Here is a 16,623-nt window from a genome sequence, read left to right as displayed (position 1 = left end):
TGAAAAAGCCCGCCGGGCTTGCGCACGGCGGGCTGGTCGTGAAGCCTTCAGGCTCAGGCCGTCACGGCCTTGGCAGTGTCGGCGTACTCCTCGATCTGGTCGAAGTTCAGGTACTTGTAGACGCTGGCCGTGTCCTTGTTGATGATGCCCATGGCCTCGTGATACTCGGCCACCGTCGGGATCTTGCCCAGCTTGGACGCGATCGCGGCCAGTTCGGCCGAAGCGAGGAACACATTGGTGTTCTTGCCCAGGCGGTTGGGGAAGTTGCGGGTGGAGGTGGACACGACGGTCGCGCCTTCGCGCACCTGGGCCTGGTTGCCCATGCACAGGCTGCAGCCCGGCATTTCGGTGCGTGCACCGGCCGTGCCGAAAGCGGCGTAGTGGCCTTCCTTGATCAGCTCGCTCTGGTCCATCTTGGTCGGCGGGGCCACCCACAGCTTGACCGGGATGTCGCGCTGGCCGCCCAGCAGCTTGGCTGCGGCGCGGAAGTGGCCGATGTTGGTCATGCACGAACCGATGAAGGCTTCATCGATCTTGGTGCCGGCCACTTCGGACAGGGTCTTGGCGTCATCCGGATCGTTGGGGCAGCAGAGGATGGGCTCCTTGATGTCGGCCAGGTCGATCTCGATGACGGCGGCGTATTCGGCGTCCTTGTCGGCTTCCAGCAGCTCCGGCTTGGCCAGCCAGGCCTCGACCTTCTCGATGCGGCGCTGCAGCGTCTTCGCGTCGGCATAGCCATCGGCGATCATGTTCTTCATCAGCACGACGTTGCTGGTGAGGTATTCCTTGATCGGCGCGGGGTTCAGCTTGATCGTGCAGCCGGCGGCCGAGCGCTCGGCGGAGGCGTCGGACAGCTCGAAGGCTTGCTCGACCTTGAGGTCCGGCAGGCCTTCGATCTCGAGGATGCGGCCCGAGAACACGTTCTTCTTGCCGGCCTTGGCGACGGTCAGCAGGCCGGCCTTGATGGCGTACAGCGGGATGGCATGCACGAGGTCGCGCAGCGTCACGCCGGGCTGCATCTCGCCCTTGAAGCGCACCAGCACCGACTCGGGCATGTCCAGCGGCATCACGCCGGTGGCGGCGCCGAAGGCCACCAGGCCGGAACCGGCCGGGAAGGAGATGCCGATGGGGAAGCGGGTGTGCGAGTCGCCGCCGGTGCCGACCGTGTCGGGCAGCAGCAGGCGGTTCAGCCAGCTGTGGATGACGCCGTCGCCCGGGCGCAGGGCCACGCCGCCGCGGTTGCTGATGAAGGCGGGCAGCTCGCGGTGGGTCTTGACGTCCACGGGCTTGGGGTAGGCGGCCGTATGGCAGAAGGACTGCATGACCAGGTCAGCCGAGAAGCCCAGGCAGGCCAGGTCCTTCAGCTCGTCGCGCGTCATGGGGCCGGTGGTGTCCTGCGAACCCACCGTCGTCATCTTGGGCTCGCAATAAGTGCCCGGGCGCACGCCCTGGCCCTCGGGCAGGCCGACGGCGCGGCCGACCATCTTCTGGGCCAGCGTGAAGCCCTTGGTCGACGCGGCAGGCGCCGACGGCAGGCGGAACAGCGTGGAGGCGGGCAGGCCCAGGAACTCGCGGGCCTTGGCGGTCAGTGAACGGCCGATGATGAGGTTGATGCGGCCGCCGGCGCGCACTTCGTCAAACAGCACATCGCTCTTGAGCTTGAACTCGGCGACGGTTGTGCCGTTCTTCACCAGCTTGCCGTCATAGGGCAGCACGTCGATGACATCACCCATCTCCAGCTTGCTGACGTCGACCTCGATCGGCAGGGAGCCGGAGTCTTCCTGGGTGTTGAAGAAGATGGGGGCGATCTTGCCGCCCAGAGTCACGCCGCCGAAGCGCTTGTTGGGCACGAAGGGGATGTCCTGGCCCGTGGCCCAGATGACGGAGTTGGTGGCGGACTTGCGCGAGGAGCCGGTGCCGACGACGTCGCCGACATAGGCCACGAGGTTGCCCTTCTTCTTCAGGTCCTCGATGAACTGCATCGGGCCGCGCTTGCCGTCTTCCTCGGGCTTGAAGGCCGCGTCGGAGCGGGTGTTCTTCAGCATGGCCAGGTAGTGCAGCGGGATGTCCGGGCGGCTCCAGGCGTCGGGGGCGGGCGACAGGTCGTCGGTGTTGGTCTCGCCGGGCACCTTGAAGACGGTGACGGTGATCTTCTTCTCGACTTCGGGGCGGGTCGTGAACCACTCGGCGTCGGCCCAGCTCTTCATGACTTCCTGCGCCTTGGCGTTGCCGGCCTTGGCCTTGGCGGCGACGTCGTTGAAGTAGTCGAACATCAGCAGGGTCTTCTTCAGGCCTGCAGCGGCGACACCAGCGACTTCGGCGTCGTCCAGCAGCTCGATCAGCGGATGCACGTTGTAGCCGCCCACCATGGTGCCCAGCAGCTCGGTGGCCTTGGCCTTGGAGATCAGGCCGACGGTGATGTCGCCGTGGGCGACGGCGGCCAGGAAGCTGGCCTTGACCTTGGCGGCGTCGTCCACGCCCGGGGGCACGCGATGCGTCAGCAGGTCAAGCAGGAAGGCGTCTTCACCAGCCGGCGGGGCCTTGATCAGCTCGATCAGCTCCGCGACCTGCTTGGCATCCAGGGCGAGGGGCGGAATGCCGAGAGCGGCGCGTTCGGCGGCGTGTTGGCGGTAAGCGGACAGCATGGGGGAACTCCTGGCGAAACGGGGATGGAAAAGGAATCAGGCGGCTCCAGGCACGATGACCTTGAGGCCCTTGAAGTAGTCGCGAAAGAAACCTTGGTCGCGTGTGATCAACGCCTGGCATTGCAGCAGGGCGTGGGCGCCGATCAGAAAGTCGGGAACGGTGCGTGGGCCGGCAGGTGCCTGGCCGGAGGCCTTGCGGCGCTCCTTGTAGCGGCGCTGCATTTCGCCGGCACGCACGGCCGCGCGGGATTCGATGGGAGAGTAGACGATACCGACGCCTTCCAGCGCGTCCAGCAGCTCGGCGCCAAAGCCCAGCCCGGAGACGACTTCGCTGAGCACGACATCGCAGGCGACGACCGGCCCACGCGCCAGCGCCTGGCGCAGGCAGTCCTCGGCGGATTCGGCGCCCACGTCACCGCCCAGCAGGTCGATGAGGACAGAGGAATCGATGGCGATCACGGCTCGACCGGATCGCCGGGAGCGCGGCCGCGCAGCTCGCGCATGACGTCGTCGGTGGTGACGCCCTCGGGCAGCTTGAAGCGCCCGCGCAGCTTGGCCAGCGCGTCGTCGACGTTCTTGCGCAAGATGATGCGGCCGCCGTCCAGTTCGACCTTGAGCGTGGTGCCCTTGGTCAGGCCGAGGGCATCTCGGACGGCTTTGGGCAGGGTGATCTGCCCGCGTTCGGCAACGGTGGCTTCCATGGCGCCTCCAGCGGCTGAGCGCCGTGGAGGCGGCGGCTCAGGTATGCATCAGAAAGTATGTATTCATTCTACATACCCGGGCTCGGGGTTTCAACTGAGATGACTCACTTGGCCTTGGCGGGCTTGGCCGGCTTGGCCGCCACCGGGGGCGTGGCGGGTGTCTCGGGCGCCGTGGGCGTGATGCCCAGGCCACTGCGTGCGGCCTCGGCGGCTTCGGCCTCAGGGTCGTTGATCTTGGCAGCCTTGGCGGCGGCGATCAGCTTTTCCTGCTCCGGGTGGACGCAGTCATCGATGAGGCGCTGGCCGATCTTGGTGTCCAGCAGCATGGATTTGTTGGCGATCTGGATCATCAGCGTGCGTCCGCTCACGTCCTCCAGGCGCAGGGCGCCGGTGGAGGACAGCACGGGCTTCATCGTGAAGACCTGCTTCTTCCAGGCCACGTTGATATAGCCGGCCACCTTGGGATGCTTTTCGATCTGCACCGTTTCCTTGAACTCGCAGGCGTAGTTGCCCAGGTAGGCGCGCTCCGCGGCGGCGAGTTGGGCTTCGTCGGCCTCGTTCAGCACCGGCTCGGGCGGCGGCAGCGGCGTCTTCTTGGTCGGCGCGGGCTTGGCCGTGGCGGCCTTGGCGGCCGGCTTGGCCGCAGGCTTGGCGGCGGGGGCTGTCTGAGCGAAAGCAGGGAGGGCGGCGCAGAGGATCAGGGCAGCAGCGCTGCTGCGAAGCTTGGGCATCGGCATCTGGAGTCGAAGGCGGGTGGGAGTTGGGGATTGAAAAGGTGGGCGCATCATGGCCGCGATGGCGCCGTGCAGGGGTGAAAAGTTGTAGGCATTGTCGGCGTGACGAAGTGCACGCCGGTTCGCGCTTTACCCGATGGCTACAGGGAAAAACGCCGATTGCACATCTTCTGGCAGCGCACGTCCGGTGCGCGCGGCGCGCTCCAGCACGGTCCAGAAATAGCGGTAGCTGGCGCGGTCGTGCAGGCGGTCATGGAAGGAGATGGGCGCCCATTGCGCGGCCTGGGCGGCGAGCAGCAGTTCGGCGGCTTCGGCCACCTCGTCGGCGGCCGGCGCAAAGGCTTCGACGATGGGGCGGATCTGGTCGGGATGGATGCTCCACATGCGCGTGTAGCCGAGGTCACGGGCGGCGCGGCGGGCCGCTTGCGCAAGCGCTGAAGCATCGCGGAATTCGGTGACGACGCAGTGGGAGGGCGTCTTGCCGAATGCATGGGCGGCGGCGGCGATCTCGAGCTTGGCGCGCACGACCAGCGGGTGCTCGAACTGGCCTGGCAGCTCCATGGCCGTCTTGGGAATGGCGCCGCCATGCGCCGAGACAAAGTCCATCAGCCCGAAGGACAGGGACTCGATGCGCGGATGGGCGGCGATGCGGAAGACCTCGCGCAGGGCGCCGTGGGTCTCGATGAGGACCTGCAGCGGCAGTTTCGGCTGGCCATGATGCTCGCAGGCGGCGTCGATGGCGGCGGCGGCGCGGTCGACGTCGTCGGCGCTCTCCGGCTTGGGGATCATCAGATAGGCCAGGCGGTCGCCAGCCTTGGCGATCAGCGTGTCGACGTCGGCCTCGAAGGCGGCATGGCCCCAGGGGTGGACGCGCGCGCCGACGCGGCCGAAGCGGTTGGCGGCGCTGGTGGCCAGCTCGGCAATCAAGAGCGCATGCTCGGCTTCGCCGCCGACCGGAGCGCCGTCCTCGGCGTCCAGGGTGATGTCGAAGACGGGGCCCAGTTCGGCCTGCAGGGCCAGGCTCTTTCTCATGCGGGCCTCGACGCCGCAGTAGTGATCGACGACGGGCAGCGCCGGCCGGGCGGCTTCATGGCCGAACAGGGCCTGGCGGGGATGGAGGAGGGCGCTCATCGCGCCACTGTACCCAGGCCCGCAATCGTGGCGGCCGTGACGCTGGTCGCGGAATCGCGACGTTTGCGGGTTCCCAGGGGTGCTTGCACACTGTCATATCTGGCCGAGCCGTGACAGCATCTGCGCATAACGACCTCAGGAGACAAAGCATGCTCAAGCTCGAGTCGCTCAGAGTTTCCCGCCGCCTGGCCTTGCAGACCTTCGGAGCGGTCCTCGGTGTGCTGCTGGTGGCTGCCATCCTGCTGTTCTCGGAGCGGGAGCTGATCCTGAACGAGCGCCAGCAGGCGGTGCGTCAGGCGGTCGAGACGGCGCACGGCATCGTGGCGCAAATCCATGCCCAGGTCGCCGCCGGCAAGCTGTCCGACGACGATGCCAAGAAGGCGGCGATGGCCGCCGTGCGCAGCCTGCGCTACAGCGGCAGCGAGTATTTCTGGATCAATGACATGAGCCCCATCATGGTCATGCATCCCATGAAGCCGGAGCTCGAAGGCAAGACGCTAAACAACAACAAGGACCCGAGCGGCAAACCCCTGTTCGTCGCCATGGTCGACATCGTCAAGGCCAACGGCGCGGGCTATCTGCCCTATCTGTGGCCCAAGCCGGGCAGCGAGCAGCCGGTGCCCAAGGTGTCCTATGTCAAGGGCTTCACGCCCTGGGGCTGGATCATCGGCTCGGGCGTCTATGTGGACACCGTCGACGCTGCCATCTGGCAGCGCGTCTGGAAGGTGGGCCTGGGCGTGCTGGCGCTGGCGGGGGGGCTGCTGGTGCTGGGCCTGGCCATCACGCGCAGCATCACGCGCCAGCTGGGCGGCGAGCCCGCGCGCGTCAACGAGATCACGCGCCAGCTGGCCGAGGGAGACCTCAGCGTCGACATCGACCTGAGGGGCAGCAGCCATGAGAGCGTCATGCAGGGCGTGAAGGCCATGCGCGACAGCATGGCCAGCATCGTTCAGCAGGTGCGCGACGGCTCCGAGTCGGTCGCGAATGCGAGTTCGGAAATTGCATCGGGCAACCAGGACTTGAGCGCCCGCACCGAGAGCCAGGCCAGCGCGCTGCAGCAGACGGCGGCCTCCATGGATGAATTGGGCGCCACGGTGCGCAACAACGTCGACAACGCCCAGCAGGCCAACCAGTTGGCGCAGAACGCCTCCCATGTGGCGGCCGAAGGCGGCCAGGTGGTGAAGCAGGTCGTCGACACCATGAAGGGCATCAACGACAGCTCGCGCCGCATCGGCGACATCATCTCGGTCATCGACGGCATCGCCTTCCAGACCAACATCCTGGCGCTGAACGCCGCCGTCGAAGCGGCGCGTGCCGGCGAGCAGGGTCGCGGCTTCGCGGTCGTGGCCGGCGAGGTGCGGCTGCTGGCCGGCCGCAGCGCCGAGGCGGCGCGCGAGATCAAGACCCTGATCTCGCAGAGCCTGGAGCGCGTGGACCGCGGCAATACCCTGGTCGACCAGGCTGGCGCGACCATGGATCGGGTCGTCAGCAGCATCCAGCGCGTCACCGACATCATGGGCGAGATCAGCTCGTCCAGCGCCGAGCAGAGCGCGGGCGTGTCGCAGGTCGGCACGGCCGTCACGCAGATGGACCAGGCCACGCAACAGAACGCCGCCATGGTGGAGCAGATGGCTGCCGCGGCCGATGGCCTGAAGGTGCAGGCCCAGCAACTGGTGGAGACGGTGTCGACCTTCCGCCTGCCGGCCCACCGCTAATCTGACTCAGCCATGAAAAAGGCCTCCCGCGGGAGGCCTTTGTTTTTTCTAGCCAGGCGGCGGCTTATGCCCGACAGCATGCAGGCTGTCGGGCGTTCGCCAGGCGTCGGACAAGCCGCAGGGCTTGTCCTCGGTCCCGGCTCACAGCAGGTGCTTGACGCCGTCCTGCTCGTCCGTCAGTTCCTTCAGCGTCTTGTTGATGCATTCCTGCGAGAAGGCGTCGATCTCGATGCCTTGCACGATCTTGTACTCGCCGCCTTCGCAGGTGACCGGGTAGCCGAACATGACGTCCTTGGGGATGCCGTATTCGCCACCCGACGGGATGCCCATGGTGACCCACTTGCCATTGGTGCCCAGGGCCCAGTCGCGCATGTGGTCGATGGCGGCATTGGCAGCCGAGGCGGCCGACGACAGGCCGCGGGCGGCAATGATGGCGGCGCCGCGCTTGCCGACGGTGGGCAGGAAGACCTCACGGTTCCACTGCTCGTCGTTGATCAGGTTCTTGACCGACTGGCCGTCGATGGTGGCGTTGCGGTAGTCGGCGTACATCGTCGGCGAGTGGTTGCCCCACACGGCCAGCTTCTCGATGCCGGCGACGGCCTTGCCGGTCTTGGCGGCGATCTGCGAGGCGGCGCGGTTGTGGTCCAGGCGCAGCATGGCGGTGAAGTTCTTGGCCGGCAGGTCCGGGGCCGACTTCATCGCGATATAGGCATTGGTGTTGGCGGGGTTGCCGACCACCAGCACGCGCACATTGCGCGAGGCGACGGCGTTCAGGGCCTTGCCCTGCACCGTGAAGATCTGGGCGTTGGCGGCCAGCAGGTCGGCGCGCTCCATGCCGGGGCCACGCGGGCGGGCGCCGACGAGCAGGGCGTAGTCGGTGTCCTTGAAGGCGGTCATCGGGTCGCTGTGGGCCTCGATGCCGGCCAGCAGCGGGAAGGCGCAGTCTTCGAGTTCCATGATCACGCCCTTCAGCGCGTTCTGAGCCTTCTCGTCGGGGATTTCCAACAGCTGCAGGATGACGGGCTGGTCCTTGCCCAGCATTTCGCCAGAGGCGATGCGGAACAGCAGGGCATAGCCGATCTGGCCAGCAGCGCCGGTGACGGCGACGCGAACGGGTTTCTTGCTCATGGAGGTCTCCGAGGACAGTTGATAAAGCCGGGGCCGGGACAGATCGCCCGAAACCCGTCGAGTGTACGGGCATACCCTGTGCTGCAATGCGGCCATGCCCAAGAGTCCTGCCCCCCTGTATGAGCAAATCCGCCAGCTGATCGTGGCGGCCCTGGCTGCCGGCGAGTGGCGGCCGGGCGACGCACTGCCCAGCGAAGCCGCCCTGGCCGAGCGTTTCCATGCCAGCGCGGGCACCGTCAGAAAGGCCATGGACGAGCTGGCGGCGGCCCATGTCGTCGAGCGCCGCCAGGGCGCCGGCACGTTTGTCGCGACGCACACGGCGCCGCGCAACTCGTATCGATTCCTGCGCCTGGTTTCCGATGACGGTGCCACCGGCTTCACCCGCGAGCTGCTGCATTGCCGGCGCGCCCGGGCCAATGCCGAGACGGCGCGCGCCCTGCACCTGCGCACGTCCGAGCCCGTCATCGAGGTGCGCCGCCTGCTGCTGCGCCGCGGCCGTGCCGTCGTGCTCGACGACCTCTGGCTGCCCGAGCGCCACTTCCAGGGCCTGAACAGCGAGGTCATCAATGCTTATCCCGGCACGCTGTACGCCCTTTTCGAGGAGCGCTACCGGGTGCACATGGTGCGCGCCGAGGAGAAGCTGCGCGCCGTCGCGGCCCGTGCCGAGGCCGCGGAGCTGCTGGGCGTGAGCGACGGCGCGCCCCTGCTCAGCGTCGAGCGCGTGGCCTATACCTATGGCGACCGACCGGTCGAACTGCGCCGGGGCCTCTACCACACGACAAGCGACTTCTACCTCAACGAGTTGAACTGAATCTGACAATGCCGCAGTGCAGCAACCGCGAAGCTCGGCCTTTGTCTTGGGCCTAGAATCTTTCGGTTTCACATTGATTACGGGCACGACCATGACGGACAGCGTCAAGAAAAGACCGGTCTATACCAATATTCACGTCACGCAGATCGTCAGCTACCGCCTTCCGCCTGCCGGCATCGTCTCCATCCTGCATCGCATCAGCGGCCTGCTGATGTTCCTGCTGCTGCCCTTCGTGGTCTGGATGCTGGACAACAGCCTCAGCACCGAAATCTCCTTCGAGACGTTCACCAACGTCTTCGTGGCGGGCGTGGCGGGCATCCCGGGCTGGTTCGTCAAGCTGGTGGCGCTGGCCCTGATCTGGGGCTACCTCTTCCACTTCATCGCCGGCGTGCGCCATCTGTGGATGGACGCGACGCACAGCGTCAGCAAGGCACAGGGCCACAGCTCGGCGCTGATCACGCTGATCCTCAGCACGCTGCTGACGCTGCTGTTGGGTGCCAAGCTGTTCGGTCTGTACTGAGGAACAACAACAATGAGTACTTTTGGCTCCAAGCGCCTCGTCGTCGGCGCGCACTACGGCCTGCGCGACTGGCTGGCGCAGCGCGTCACCGCCGTGCTGATGGCCGTCTTCACCATCGTGCTGCTGGTGCAGGTGCTGATGCCCGGCGCCCTCGGCTATGACCGCTGGGCGGCGATCTTTTCCCAGCAGTGGATGAAGCTGCTGACCTTCGTGACCATCCTGTCGCTCGCCTATCACGCCTGGGTCGGCATGCGCGACATCTGGATGGACTACATCAAGCCCGTCGGTGTGCGCCTCGCGCTGCAGGTGTTCACCATCGTTTGGTTGTTGGGTTGCGCCGGCTGGGCAATCCAGGTTCTGTGGAGACTCTGATGGCGGCGCTTTCTACCCGCAAGTTCGATGTGGTGATCGTCGGGGCCGGTGGCTCCGGCATGCGCGCCTCCCTGCAGCTGGCCCTGGCCGGCCTGAACGTGGCCGTGCTGTCCAAGGTCTTCCCGACCCGCTCGCACACCGTTGCTGCCCAAGGCGGCATCGGCGCCTCCCTGGGCAATATGTCCGAGGACAACTGGCACTACCACTTCTTCGACACCGTCAAGGGCTCGGACTGGCTGGGCGACCAGGACGCCATCGAGTTCATGTGCCGTGAGGCGCCCAAGGTCGTCTACGAGCTCGAGCACTTCGGCATGCCGTTTGACCGCAATGCCGACGGCACCATCTACCAGCGTCCCTTCGGCGGCCATACCGCCAACTACGGCGAGAAGCCCGTGCAGCGGGCCTGCGCCGCGGCCGACCGCACCGGCCACGCGCTGCTGCACACGCTCTACCAGCAGAACGTCAAGGCCCGCACGCAGTTCTTCACCGAGTGGATGGCCCTGGACATCATCCGCGACGCCGAGGGCGATGCCGTCGGCGTGACCGCCCTGGAGATGGAGACCGGCGAGGTCCACATCCTGCATGCCAAGACCGTGCTGCTGGCCACCGGCGGCGCCGGCCGCATCTTCGGCGCCAGCACCAACGCCTTCATCAACACGGGTGACGGCCTGGGCATGGCGGCACGCGCCGGCATCCCGCTGGAAGACATGGAGTTCTGGCAGTTCCACCCCACCGGCGTGGCCGGCGCGGGCGTGCTGCTGACCGAAGGCTGCCGCGGCGAAGGCGCGATCCTGCGCAACAGCAATGGCGAGCGCTTCATGGAGCGCTACGCCCCGACGCTGAAGGACCTGGCCCCGCGCGACTTCGTGTCCCGCTCCATGGACCAGGAGATCAAGGAAGGTCGCGGCTGCGGTCCCAACAAGGACTATGTGCTGCTGGACATGACCCACCTGGGTGCCGAGACGATTGCCAAGCGCCTGCCCTCGGTGCTGGAGATCGGCCACAACTTCGCCAACGTCGACATCACCAAGGAACCGATTCCCGTGGTGCCGACCATCCATTACCAGATGGGTGGCATTCCGACGAATGTGCACGGCCAGGTCGTCATCCCGAAGAACGGCAAGCCCAACGACATCATCAACGGCCTCTACGCGGTGGGCGAATGCTCCTGCGTGAGCGTGCACGGCGCCAACCGCCTGGGCACCAACTCGCTGCTCGACCTGCTCGTGTTCGGCCGCGCCGCCGGCAACCACATCGTCGACTTCAACCTGAAGACCAAGTCGCACAAGGACCTGCCCAAGGACGCCGCCGACAAGACCCTGGCGCGCCTGGCGCGGCTGGAGTCGGCCACCAACGGCGAATACGCCCAGAACGTCGCCAACGACATCCGCTCGACCATGCAAAAGCATGCCGGCGTGTTCCGCACCCAGGCGTCCATGGACGAGGGCGTGGCCAAGATCAAGGAAGTCGCCCAGCGCGTCGCCGGCATCGGCCTGAAGGACAAGTCCAAGGTCTTCAACACCGAGCGCGTCGAGGCCCTGGAAGTCGAGAACCTCATCGAAGCCGCCCAGGCCACGATGATCTCGGCCGCCGCCCGCCCCGAGAGCCGTGGCGCCCACGCGCACAACGACTATCCGAACCGCGACGACGCGAACTGGATGAAGCACACGCTGTGGTACTCCGAAGGCAACCGCCTGGACTACAAGCCCGTCAACCTCCAGCCGCTGACGGTTGAGTCTGTTCCGCCGAAGGTGCGGACGTTCTAAGCACAAAGAGCCAGACATGAAGCGCACCTTCCAGATCTACCGCTACGACCCCGACAAGGACGCCAAGCCCTACATGCAGACCCTCGAGGTCGAGCTGGACGGCCATGAGCGCATGCTGCTCGACGCCCTGGTCAAGCTGAAGGCCGTGGACCCGACGCTGTCCTTCCGCCGCTCCTGCCGCGAAGGCGTCTGCGGTTCGGACGCGATGAACATCAATGGCAAGAACGGCCTGGCCTGCCTGACGAATATGCGCACGCTGCCGGGCGTCATCACGCTCAAGCCGCTGCCGGGCCTGCCCGTCGTGCGCGACCTGATCGTCGACATGACGCAGTTCTTCAAGCAGTACCACTCGATCAAGCCCTACCTCGTCAACGACAACCCGCCGCCCGACAAGGAGCGCCTGCAGTCGCCCGTCGAGCGCGAGGAACTGGACGGCCTGTACGAGTGCATCCTGTGCGCGAGCTGCTCGACGAGCTGCCCGAGCTTCTGGTGGAACCCCGACAAGTTCGTCGGCCCGGCCGGCCTGCTGCAGGCCTACCGCTTCATCGCCGACAGCCGCGACGAAGCGACGTCCGAGCGCCTGGACAACCTTGAGGATCCGTACCGCCTGTTCCGCTGCCACACCATCATGAACTGCGTGGACGTCTGCCCCAAGGGCCTGAACCCCACGAAGGCCATTGGCAAGATCAAGGAACTGATGGTCCGCCGCGCGGTCTGAGGCATGCCTGAATTGATCGGTGAACGCGAACTCTCCAAGCTGCGCTGGCGCTGCCGCCGCGGCTTGCTGGAGAACGACCTCTTCATCGAACGATTCTTTACCCGCCATGCCGACGAAGGCATCAGCGTCACGCAAGCCGAAGGCCTGACGATACTGATGGACTTGGCCGACAACGACCTTCTCGACCTGTTACTGCGCCGCAAGGAGCCCAGTGGTGAAATCGACACCGCTGCCGTGCGAGGCGTCCTTGCCGACCTGCGCACCTGATTTCAAAACCCTAAGGACTCAAGCATGACCCCGTCCGACGTCAAAGCCACCCTGTCGTTCTCCGACGGCAGCCCCTCGATGGAACTGCCCCTGTACAAGGGCAGCATCGGTCCGGATGTCATCGACATCCGCAAGCTCTACGCGCAGACCGGCAAGTTCACCTACGACCCCGGCTTCCTGTCGACGGCGTCGTGCAACTCCACCATCACCTACATCGACGGCGACAAGGGCGAGCTGCTCTACCGCGGCTATCCCATCGACCAGTTGGCGGTGAACTGCGACTACCTCGAGACCTGCTATCTGCTGCTGTACGGAGAGCTGCCGAACGAAAGCCAGAAGGCCGACTTCGAAGACAAGGTCATGCACCACACGATGGTGAATGAGCAGATGCAGTTCTTCCTGCGGGGCTTTCGCCGTGACGCCCACCCGATGGCCGTCATGACGGGCCTGGTGGGCGCGATGTCCTCGTTCTATCACGACAGCACGGACATCAATAACCCCGAGCATCGCGAGATCTCGGCGATCCGCCTGATCGCCAAGATGCCCACCCTCGTGGCCATGGCCTACAAGTACACCATCGGCCAGCCCTACATCTATCCGCAGAACAACCTCAGCTACGCCGGCAACTTCATGCGCATGATGTTTGCCACGCCGTGCGAGGAGTACAAGCCCAACGACGTGCTGGTGCGCGCGATGGACCGCATCTTCACGCTGCACGCCGACCACGAGCAGAACGCTTCCACGTCGACCGTGCGCCTGTGCGGCTCGTCGGGCACCAACCCCTTCGCGGCCATCGCGGCCGGCGTGGCCTGCCTGTGGGGGCCCGCCCACGGCGGCGCCAACGAGGCGGCGCTGAACATGCTGGGCGACATCCAGAAGCAGGGCGGCGTCGCCCGCATCGGCGAGTTCGTCAACAAGGTCAAGGACAAGAACTCCGGCGTCAAGCTGATGGGCTTCGGTCACCGCGTCTACAAGAACTACGACCCGCGCGCCAAGCTGATGCGCGAGACCTGCCACGAGGTGCTGAACGAGCTGGGCCTGCAGAACGACCCGCTGTTCGAACTGGCCATGAAGCTGGAGAAGATCGCGCTGGAAGACGAGTACTTCGTCGCCCGCAAGCTCTACCCGAACGTCGACTTCTACTCCGGCATCGTGCAGCGCGCCATCGGCATCCCGGTGCCGCTATTCACCGCCATCTTCGCGCTGGCCCGCACGGTCGGCTGGATCGCCCAGCTCAATGAGATGATCGGCGACCCCGAGTACAAGATCGGCCGCCCGCGCCAGCTCTTCGTCGGCGCCACCCCGCGCGACGTCAAGCCCATCGCCCAGCGCTGATCGGCCCTCGCCACACGCGAACCCCTCGGTTTCCCCCGAGGGGTTTCTTGCTTTTGGAGACCTGATGACCGTTCCCGAGATCCTCGTGCTGGGCAGCGTCAACCGCGACCTCATCGTGCATGCGCCGCGCCTGCCCCTGCCGGGCGAGACGCTGCGTGGCCAGAGGTTCGGCTCCTGCCTGGGTGGCAAGGGGGCCAACCAGGCGGTTGCTGCAGCGCGGCTCGGTGCTCGCGTGGCACTGGCCGCGCGCGTGGGCCTGCTGGAAAACGGCGCGGCCATGGTCGAGCAGCTGAAAGGCGAGGGTGTCGATACGCGCGCCGTCGCCCAGCCCGCCGACGAGGTGCCCGGCGTGGCTCTCATCGTCGTCGGCGCCGAGGATGCCGAGAACCAGATCGTCACCGTCGCCGGGTCCAACGGCACGCTGCCACTGGAACAGGTCGAGGCGCTGGAGCTGACCGGCCTGCGCTGGCTGGTGGCCCAGCAGGAACTGCCGCTGCAAAGCGTCGCCCGCGCCTTCGAGCGTGCCCATGCGGCCGGCGTCAAGACCATCCTGAACGCCGCCCCCTTCCGCCCCGGCTGCGAGGCCTTGCTGCCCTTGGTCGACCTGCTGGTCGTCAATGAATTGGAAGCCCAGGCCCTGATCACGACCCTGGGTGGCGGCACGGCCGAACCCGAGGCCCTGGCCCGGGCCCTGCGAGCCAAGGGACCAGCGGCCGTCCTGGTGTCGCTGGGCGCCGAAGGCCTGTGCTGGGTCGACGCTGAAGGCACGCGCCGCGTGCCGGCCCGCAAGGTCAAGGCCGTCGATACCGTCGGCGCCGGCGATACCCTCGTTGGCGCTCTCGTTACCGCTCTCGCCGAAGGCCAGCTTGTCGCCGACGCGCTCGCCTTCGCGCAAGCGGCCGCGGCCATCGCCGTGTCTCGTCCCGGCGTGCAGGACGCGATGCCGCGCCGCGCCGAAGTCCAAGAATCGCTGAAGAACTGAATCCCACAAGGAGAACAAGATGTCCCAGACCCTGCTGCTGCCCCGCTGGATCCTCACCATGAAGGCCGGTGAAGGCACCCTCGAGGACCATGGCCTGCTGATCGAAGGCGAGCGCATCGCCGCCATTGGCCCTCGCGCTGATTTGCTCTCGAAGTATCCCCAGGCCGAGCGCGTCGAGTTGCCCGAGCAGATCCTCATCCCCGGCCTCATCAACGGCCATGCCCACTCGGCCATGACGCTGCTGCGTGGCGTCGCCGACGACGTGCCGCTGATGGACTGGCTGCAGAACCACATCTGGCCACTGGAGAAGAAGTGGGTCAGCGAGGACTGGACCTATCTCGGCTCCAAACTGGCGGCGGCCGAAGGCCTGCGCAGCGGCACGACCTATATCAACGACATGTACTTCTTCCCGACCGCCATGGCCCGCGCCGCCGTGGACTCGGGCGTGCGTGCCGCCGTGTCGATGAACGTCATCGACTTCCCCACCGGCTATGCCTCGGGCCCGGACGACTACATCGCCAAGGGCGTGGCCGCCTACGAGCAATACAAGGGCGAGAAGCTGCTGGACTGGACCAGTGCGCCGCATGCGCCCTACACGGTGTCCGACGAGACCTTCATCAAGCTGCGCGACCTGGCCGAGAAGCTGGACATCCAGATGCACTGCCACATCCACGAAACGGCGGGCGAGGTTTCAGACGGCTTGAAGCAATTTGGTGTGCGCCCGCTGGAAAGGTTAGCTAAGCTTGGGCTGATGAACGAGCGCATGATTGCCGTGCACATGGTTCATCTCAACGATGCCGAGATCGAGCTGATGGCAAAGAACGGCGTGCACCTCGTGCACAACCCCAATTCCAATCTCAAGCTGGCTTCGGGCGTCATGCCGCTGAAGGCCCTGGAAGCCGCGGGCGTCAACACCATCCTCGGCACCGACGGCGCGGCCTCCAACAACCGCCTGGACATGTTCGGCGAGATCCGCTCTGCGGCGCTGCTGGCCAAGGGCATCACCGGCGACCCGACGGTGGCCACGGCGCGTACGGCCCTGGAAATGGCAACCATTCGTGCTGCCAAGGCCATGGGCCGCGCGGACGACCTCGGTTCGCTGGAGGTCGGCAAGCTGGCTGACGTCGTCGCCGTGTCCCTGGACAGCGTCGAGTGCCAGCCGGTCTACAACGCCGCGGCCCAGCTCGTCTATGTGGCTGGCCGTGAGCAGGTCAGCAATGTGTGGATCGGCGGCCGCCAGGTGCTGCGCGAGCGCCAGCCCACGACCATCGATGTGCCGGCCCTGATGGCCCAGGTGCGGGAGGTCGTCGGGCGCATGCGGGCCAGTAGCTGAATCATGACGACGCCGTGGAACCAGCACGGCCGCTTCAGCCTGACATGGCGAGGTGAGGTGCTGGTGCTGCGGCTCGAAGGCACCTGGAACGAGGTGGCCGCAAAAAGGCTGCGCGAGCAGGGCGGACGCCTGGCCCGCGGGCGTGCCGGCCGGCCCTGGGGCCTGCTGAGCGACACGGCTGCCTGGGAGGGGGCCACGCCTGAGGCGCTGGACGGCATCTGGGCTTTCTTCGAGGATGCGTTGCAGCACGGGCTCGTGGCTGCGGCCACCGTCATCCCGGACAGCTTCCAGGCTCTCATCATCCAGCCCATGGCCGCGCGGGCTGCGCATCTGACGAACTTCCATGGCTGCAGCAGCGTTGCCGAGGCCGAGGCCTGGCTGCGGGCCCAGGGGCTGACGCTGGAATAGTGGCCGGGGCCATGGCACCCGTCGCCCGGCTGGCAGCCCGGCCTCAGTAGAATCCCG

General features: G+C 66.5%; 17 protein-coding genes. 11 read left to right on the top strand and 6 right to left on the bottom strand.

Translation table 11 applies throughout. From position 1 onward, the window contains the following. Nucleotides 1–53: 53 nt before the first annotated feature. The 5 genes from acnB to J2X20_RS24520 all read right to left on the bottom strand — a co-directional run bounded on the left by acnB (nucleotide 54) and on the right by J2X20_RS24520 (nucleotide 5,211). Complete coding sequence (gene acnB / locus J2X20_RS24540) at nucleotides 54–2,645, bottom strand: bifunctional aconitate hydratase 2/2-methylisocitrate dehydratase (RefSeq protein ID WP_310271012.1); 2,592 nt, start codon at nucleotides 2,643–2,645, stop codon at nucleotides 54–56. Between the two features lie 36 nt (nucleotides 2,646–2,681). Further along, nucleotides 2,682–3,104, bottom strand: a complete 423-nt coding sequence (locus tag J2X20_RS24535) for a type II toxin-antitoxin system VapC family toxin (RefSeq protein ID WP_310271009.1) — start codon at nucleotides 3,102–3,104, stop codon at nucleotides 2,682–2,684. Next, on the bottom strand, nucleotides 3,101–3,346 hold the full coding sequence (locus J2X20_RS24530) for an AbrB/MazE/SpoVT family DNA-binding domain-containing protein (protein WP_056196361.1): 246 nt from the start codon (nucleotides 3,344–3,346) through the stop codon (nucleotides 3,101–3,103). Before J2X20_RS24530 ends, J2X20_RS24535 begins: the two co-directional genes overlap by 4 nt. 104 nt (nucleotides 3,347–3,450) lie before the next feature. Continuing rightward, entirely contained in the window at nucleotides 3,451–4,077 is a 627-nt protein-coding gene (locus J2X20_RS24525; protein WP_310271006.1) for a hypothetical protein, read from the bottom strand. A 132-nt stretch (nucleotides 4,078–4,209) separates the two neighbouring features. Next, nucleotides 4,210–5,211 carry an HpcH/HpaI aldolase/citrate lyase family protein gene (locus J2X20_RS24520; protein WP_310271004.1) on the bottom strand — a complete coding sequence of 334 codons (1,002 nt, stop codon included), beginning with the start codon at nucleotides 5,209–5,211 and terminating at the stop codon, nucleotides 4,210–4,212. A gap of 149 nt (nucleotides 5,212–5,360) precedes the next feature. Between J2X20_RS24520 and J2X20_RS24515 the strand changes: the two genes are divergently transcribed. Continuing rightward, nucleotides 5,361–6,926, top strand: coding sequence for a methyl-accepting chemotaxis protein (locus J2X20_RS24515; RefSeq protein ID WP_310271001.1), 1,566 nt, complete (start codon nucleotides 5,361–5,363; stop codon nucleotides 6,924–6,926). A gap of 141 nt (nucleotides 6,927–7,067) precedes the next feature. Here J2X20_RS24515 and J2X20_RS24510 read toward each other — a convergent pair whose 3' ends face one another. Further along, the gene (locus J2X20_RS24510; RefSeq protein ID WP_310270998.1) at nucleotides 7,068–8,054 is read right to left on the bottom strand and encodes a malate dehydrogenase; all 987 of its coding nucleotides are present in this window, start codon (nucleotides 8,052–8,054) and stop codon (nucleotides 7,068–7,070) included. Nucleotides 8,055–8,148: 94 nt separating this feature from the next. On the opposite strand from J2X20_RS24510, the gene J2X20_RS24505 reads away from it, so the two are divergent. From J2X20_RS24505 to J2X20_RS24460, 10 genes are all read left to right on the top strand, one after another. Further along, the gene (locus tag J2X20_RS24505; protein ID WP_310270995.1) at nucleotides 8,149–8,865 is read left to right on the top strand and encodes a GntR family transcriptional regulator; all 717 of its coding nucleotides are present in this window, start codon (nucleotides 8,149–8,151) and stop codon (nucleotides 8,863–8,865) included. A 91-nt stretch (nucleotides 8,866–8,956) separates the two neighbouring features. After that, nucleotides 8,957–9,385, top strand: a complete 429-nt coding sequence (sdhC, locus tag J2X20_RS24500; RefSeq protein ID WP_310270992.1) for a succinate dehydrogenase, cytochrome b556 subunit — start codon at nucleotides 8,957–8,959, stop codon at nucleotides 9,383–9,385. 12 nt (nucleotides 9,386–9,397) lie between these two features. Further along, a complete protein-coding gene (gene sdhD / locus J2X20_RS24495; RefSeq protein ID WP_310270989.1) occupies nucleotides 9,398–9,757 on the top strand; it encodes a succinate dehydrogenase, hydrophobic membrane anchor protein in 360 nt (119 codons plus the stop codon). After that, nucleotides 9,757–11,523, top strand: coding sequence for a succinate dehydrogenase flavoprotein subunit (gene sdhA, locus J2X20_RS24490; RefSeq protein ID WP_310270985.1), 1,767 nt, complete (start codon nucleotides 9,757–9,759; stop codon nucleotides 11,521–11,523). The genes sdhD and sdhA overlap by 1 nt, the downstream gene beginning before the upstream one ends. 16 nt (nucleotides 11,524–11,539) lie before the next feature. Further along, a complete protein-coding gene (locus tag J2X20_RS24485) occupies nucleotides 11,540–12,241 on the top strand; it encodes a succinate dehydrogenase iron-sulfur subunit (RefSeq protein ID WP_310270983.1) in 702 nt (233 codons plus the stop codon). Nucleotides 12,242–12,244: 3 nt separating this feature from the next. After that, on the top strand, nucleotides 12,245–12,508 hold the full coding sequence (locus J2X20_RS24480) for an FAD assembly factor SdhE (protein WP_310270980.1): 264 nt from the start codon (nucleotides 12,245–12,247) through the stop codon (nucleotides 12,506–12,508). Nucleotides 12,509–12,532: 24 nt separating this feature from the next. Continuing rightward, nucleotides 12,533–13,843, top strand: coding sequence for a citrate synthase (gltA, locus tag J2X20_RS24475; protein WP_310270977.1), 1,311 nt, complete (start codon nucleotides 12,533–12,535; stop codon nucleotides 13,841–13,843). Nucleotides 13,844–13,907: 64 nt separating this feature from the next. After that, nucleotides 13,908–14,825, top strand: a complete 918-nt coding sequence (locus J2X20_RS24470; protein ID WP_310270974.1) for a ribokinase — start codon at nucleotides 13,908–13,910, stop codon at nucleotides 14,823–14,825. A 19-nt stretch (nucleotides 14,826–14,844) separates the two neighbouring features. Further along, entirely contained in the window at nucleotides 14,845–16,158 is a 1,314-nt protein-coding gene (locus J2X20_RS24465) for a TRZ/ATZ family hydrolase (RefSeq protein ID WP_310270971.1), read from the top strand. A 3-nt stretch (nucleotides 16,159–16,161) separates the two neighbouring features. After that, nucleotides 16,162–16,566, top strand: coding sequence for a hypothetical protein (locus J2X20_RS24460; RefSeq protein ID WP_310270968.1), 405 nt, complete (start codon nucleotides 16,162–16,164; stop codon nucleotides 16,564–16,566). The last annotated feature ends 57 nt before the right edge of the window (nucleotides 16,567–16,623 follow it).

It is taken from the genome of Roseateles saccharophilus (genome assembly GCF_031458095.1).
Taxonomy (GTDB): domain Bacteria; phylum Pseudomonadota; class Gammaproteobacteria; order Burkholderiales; family Burkholderiaceae_C; genus Pelomonas; species Pelomonas saccharophila_A.
Note: the sequence above shows the minus strand (reverse complement) of the source record. Positions and strands in the feature narration are given on the sequence as shown.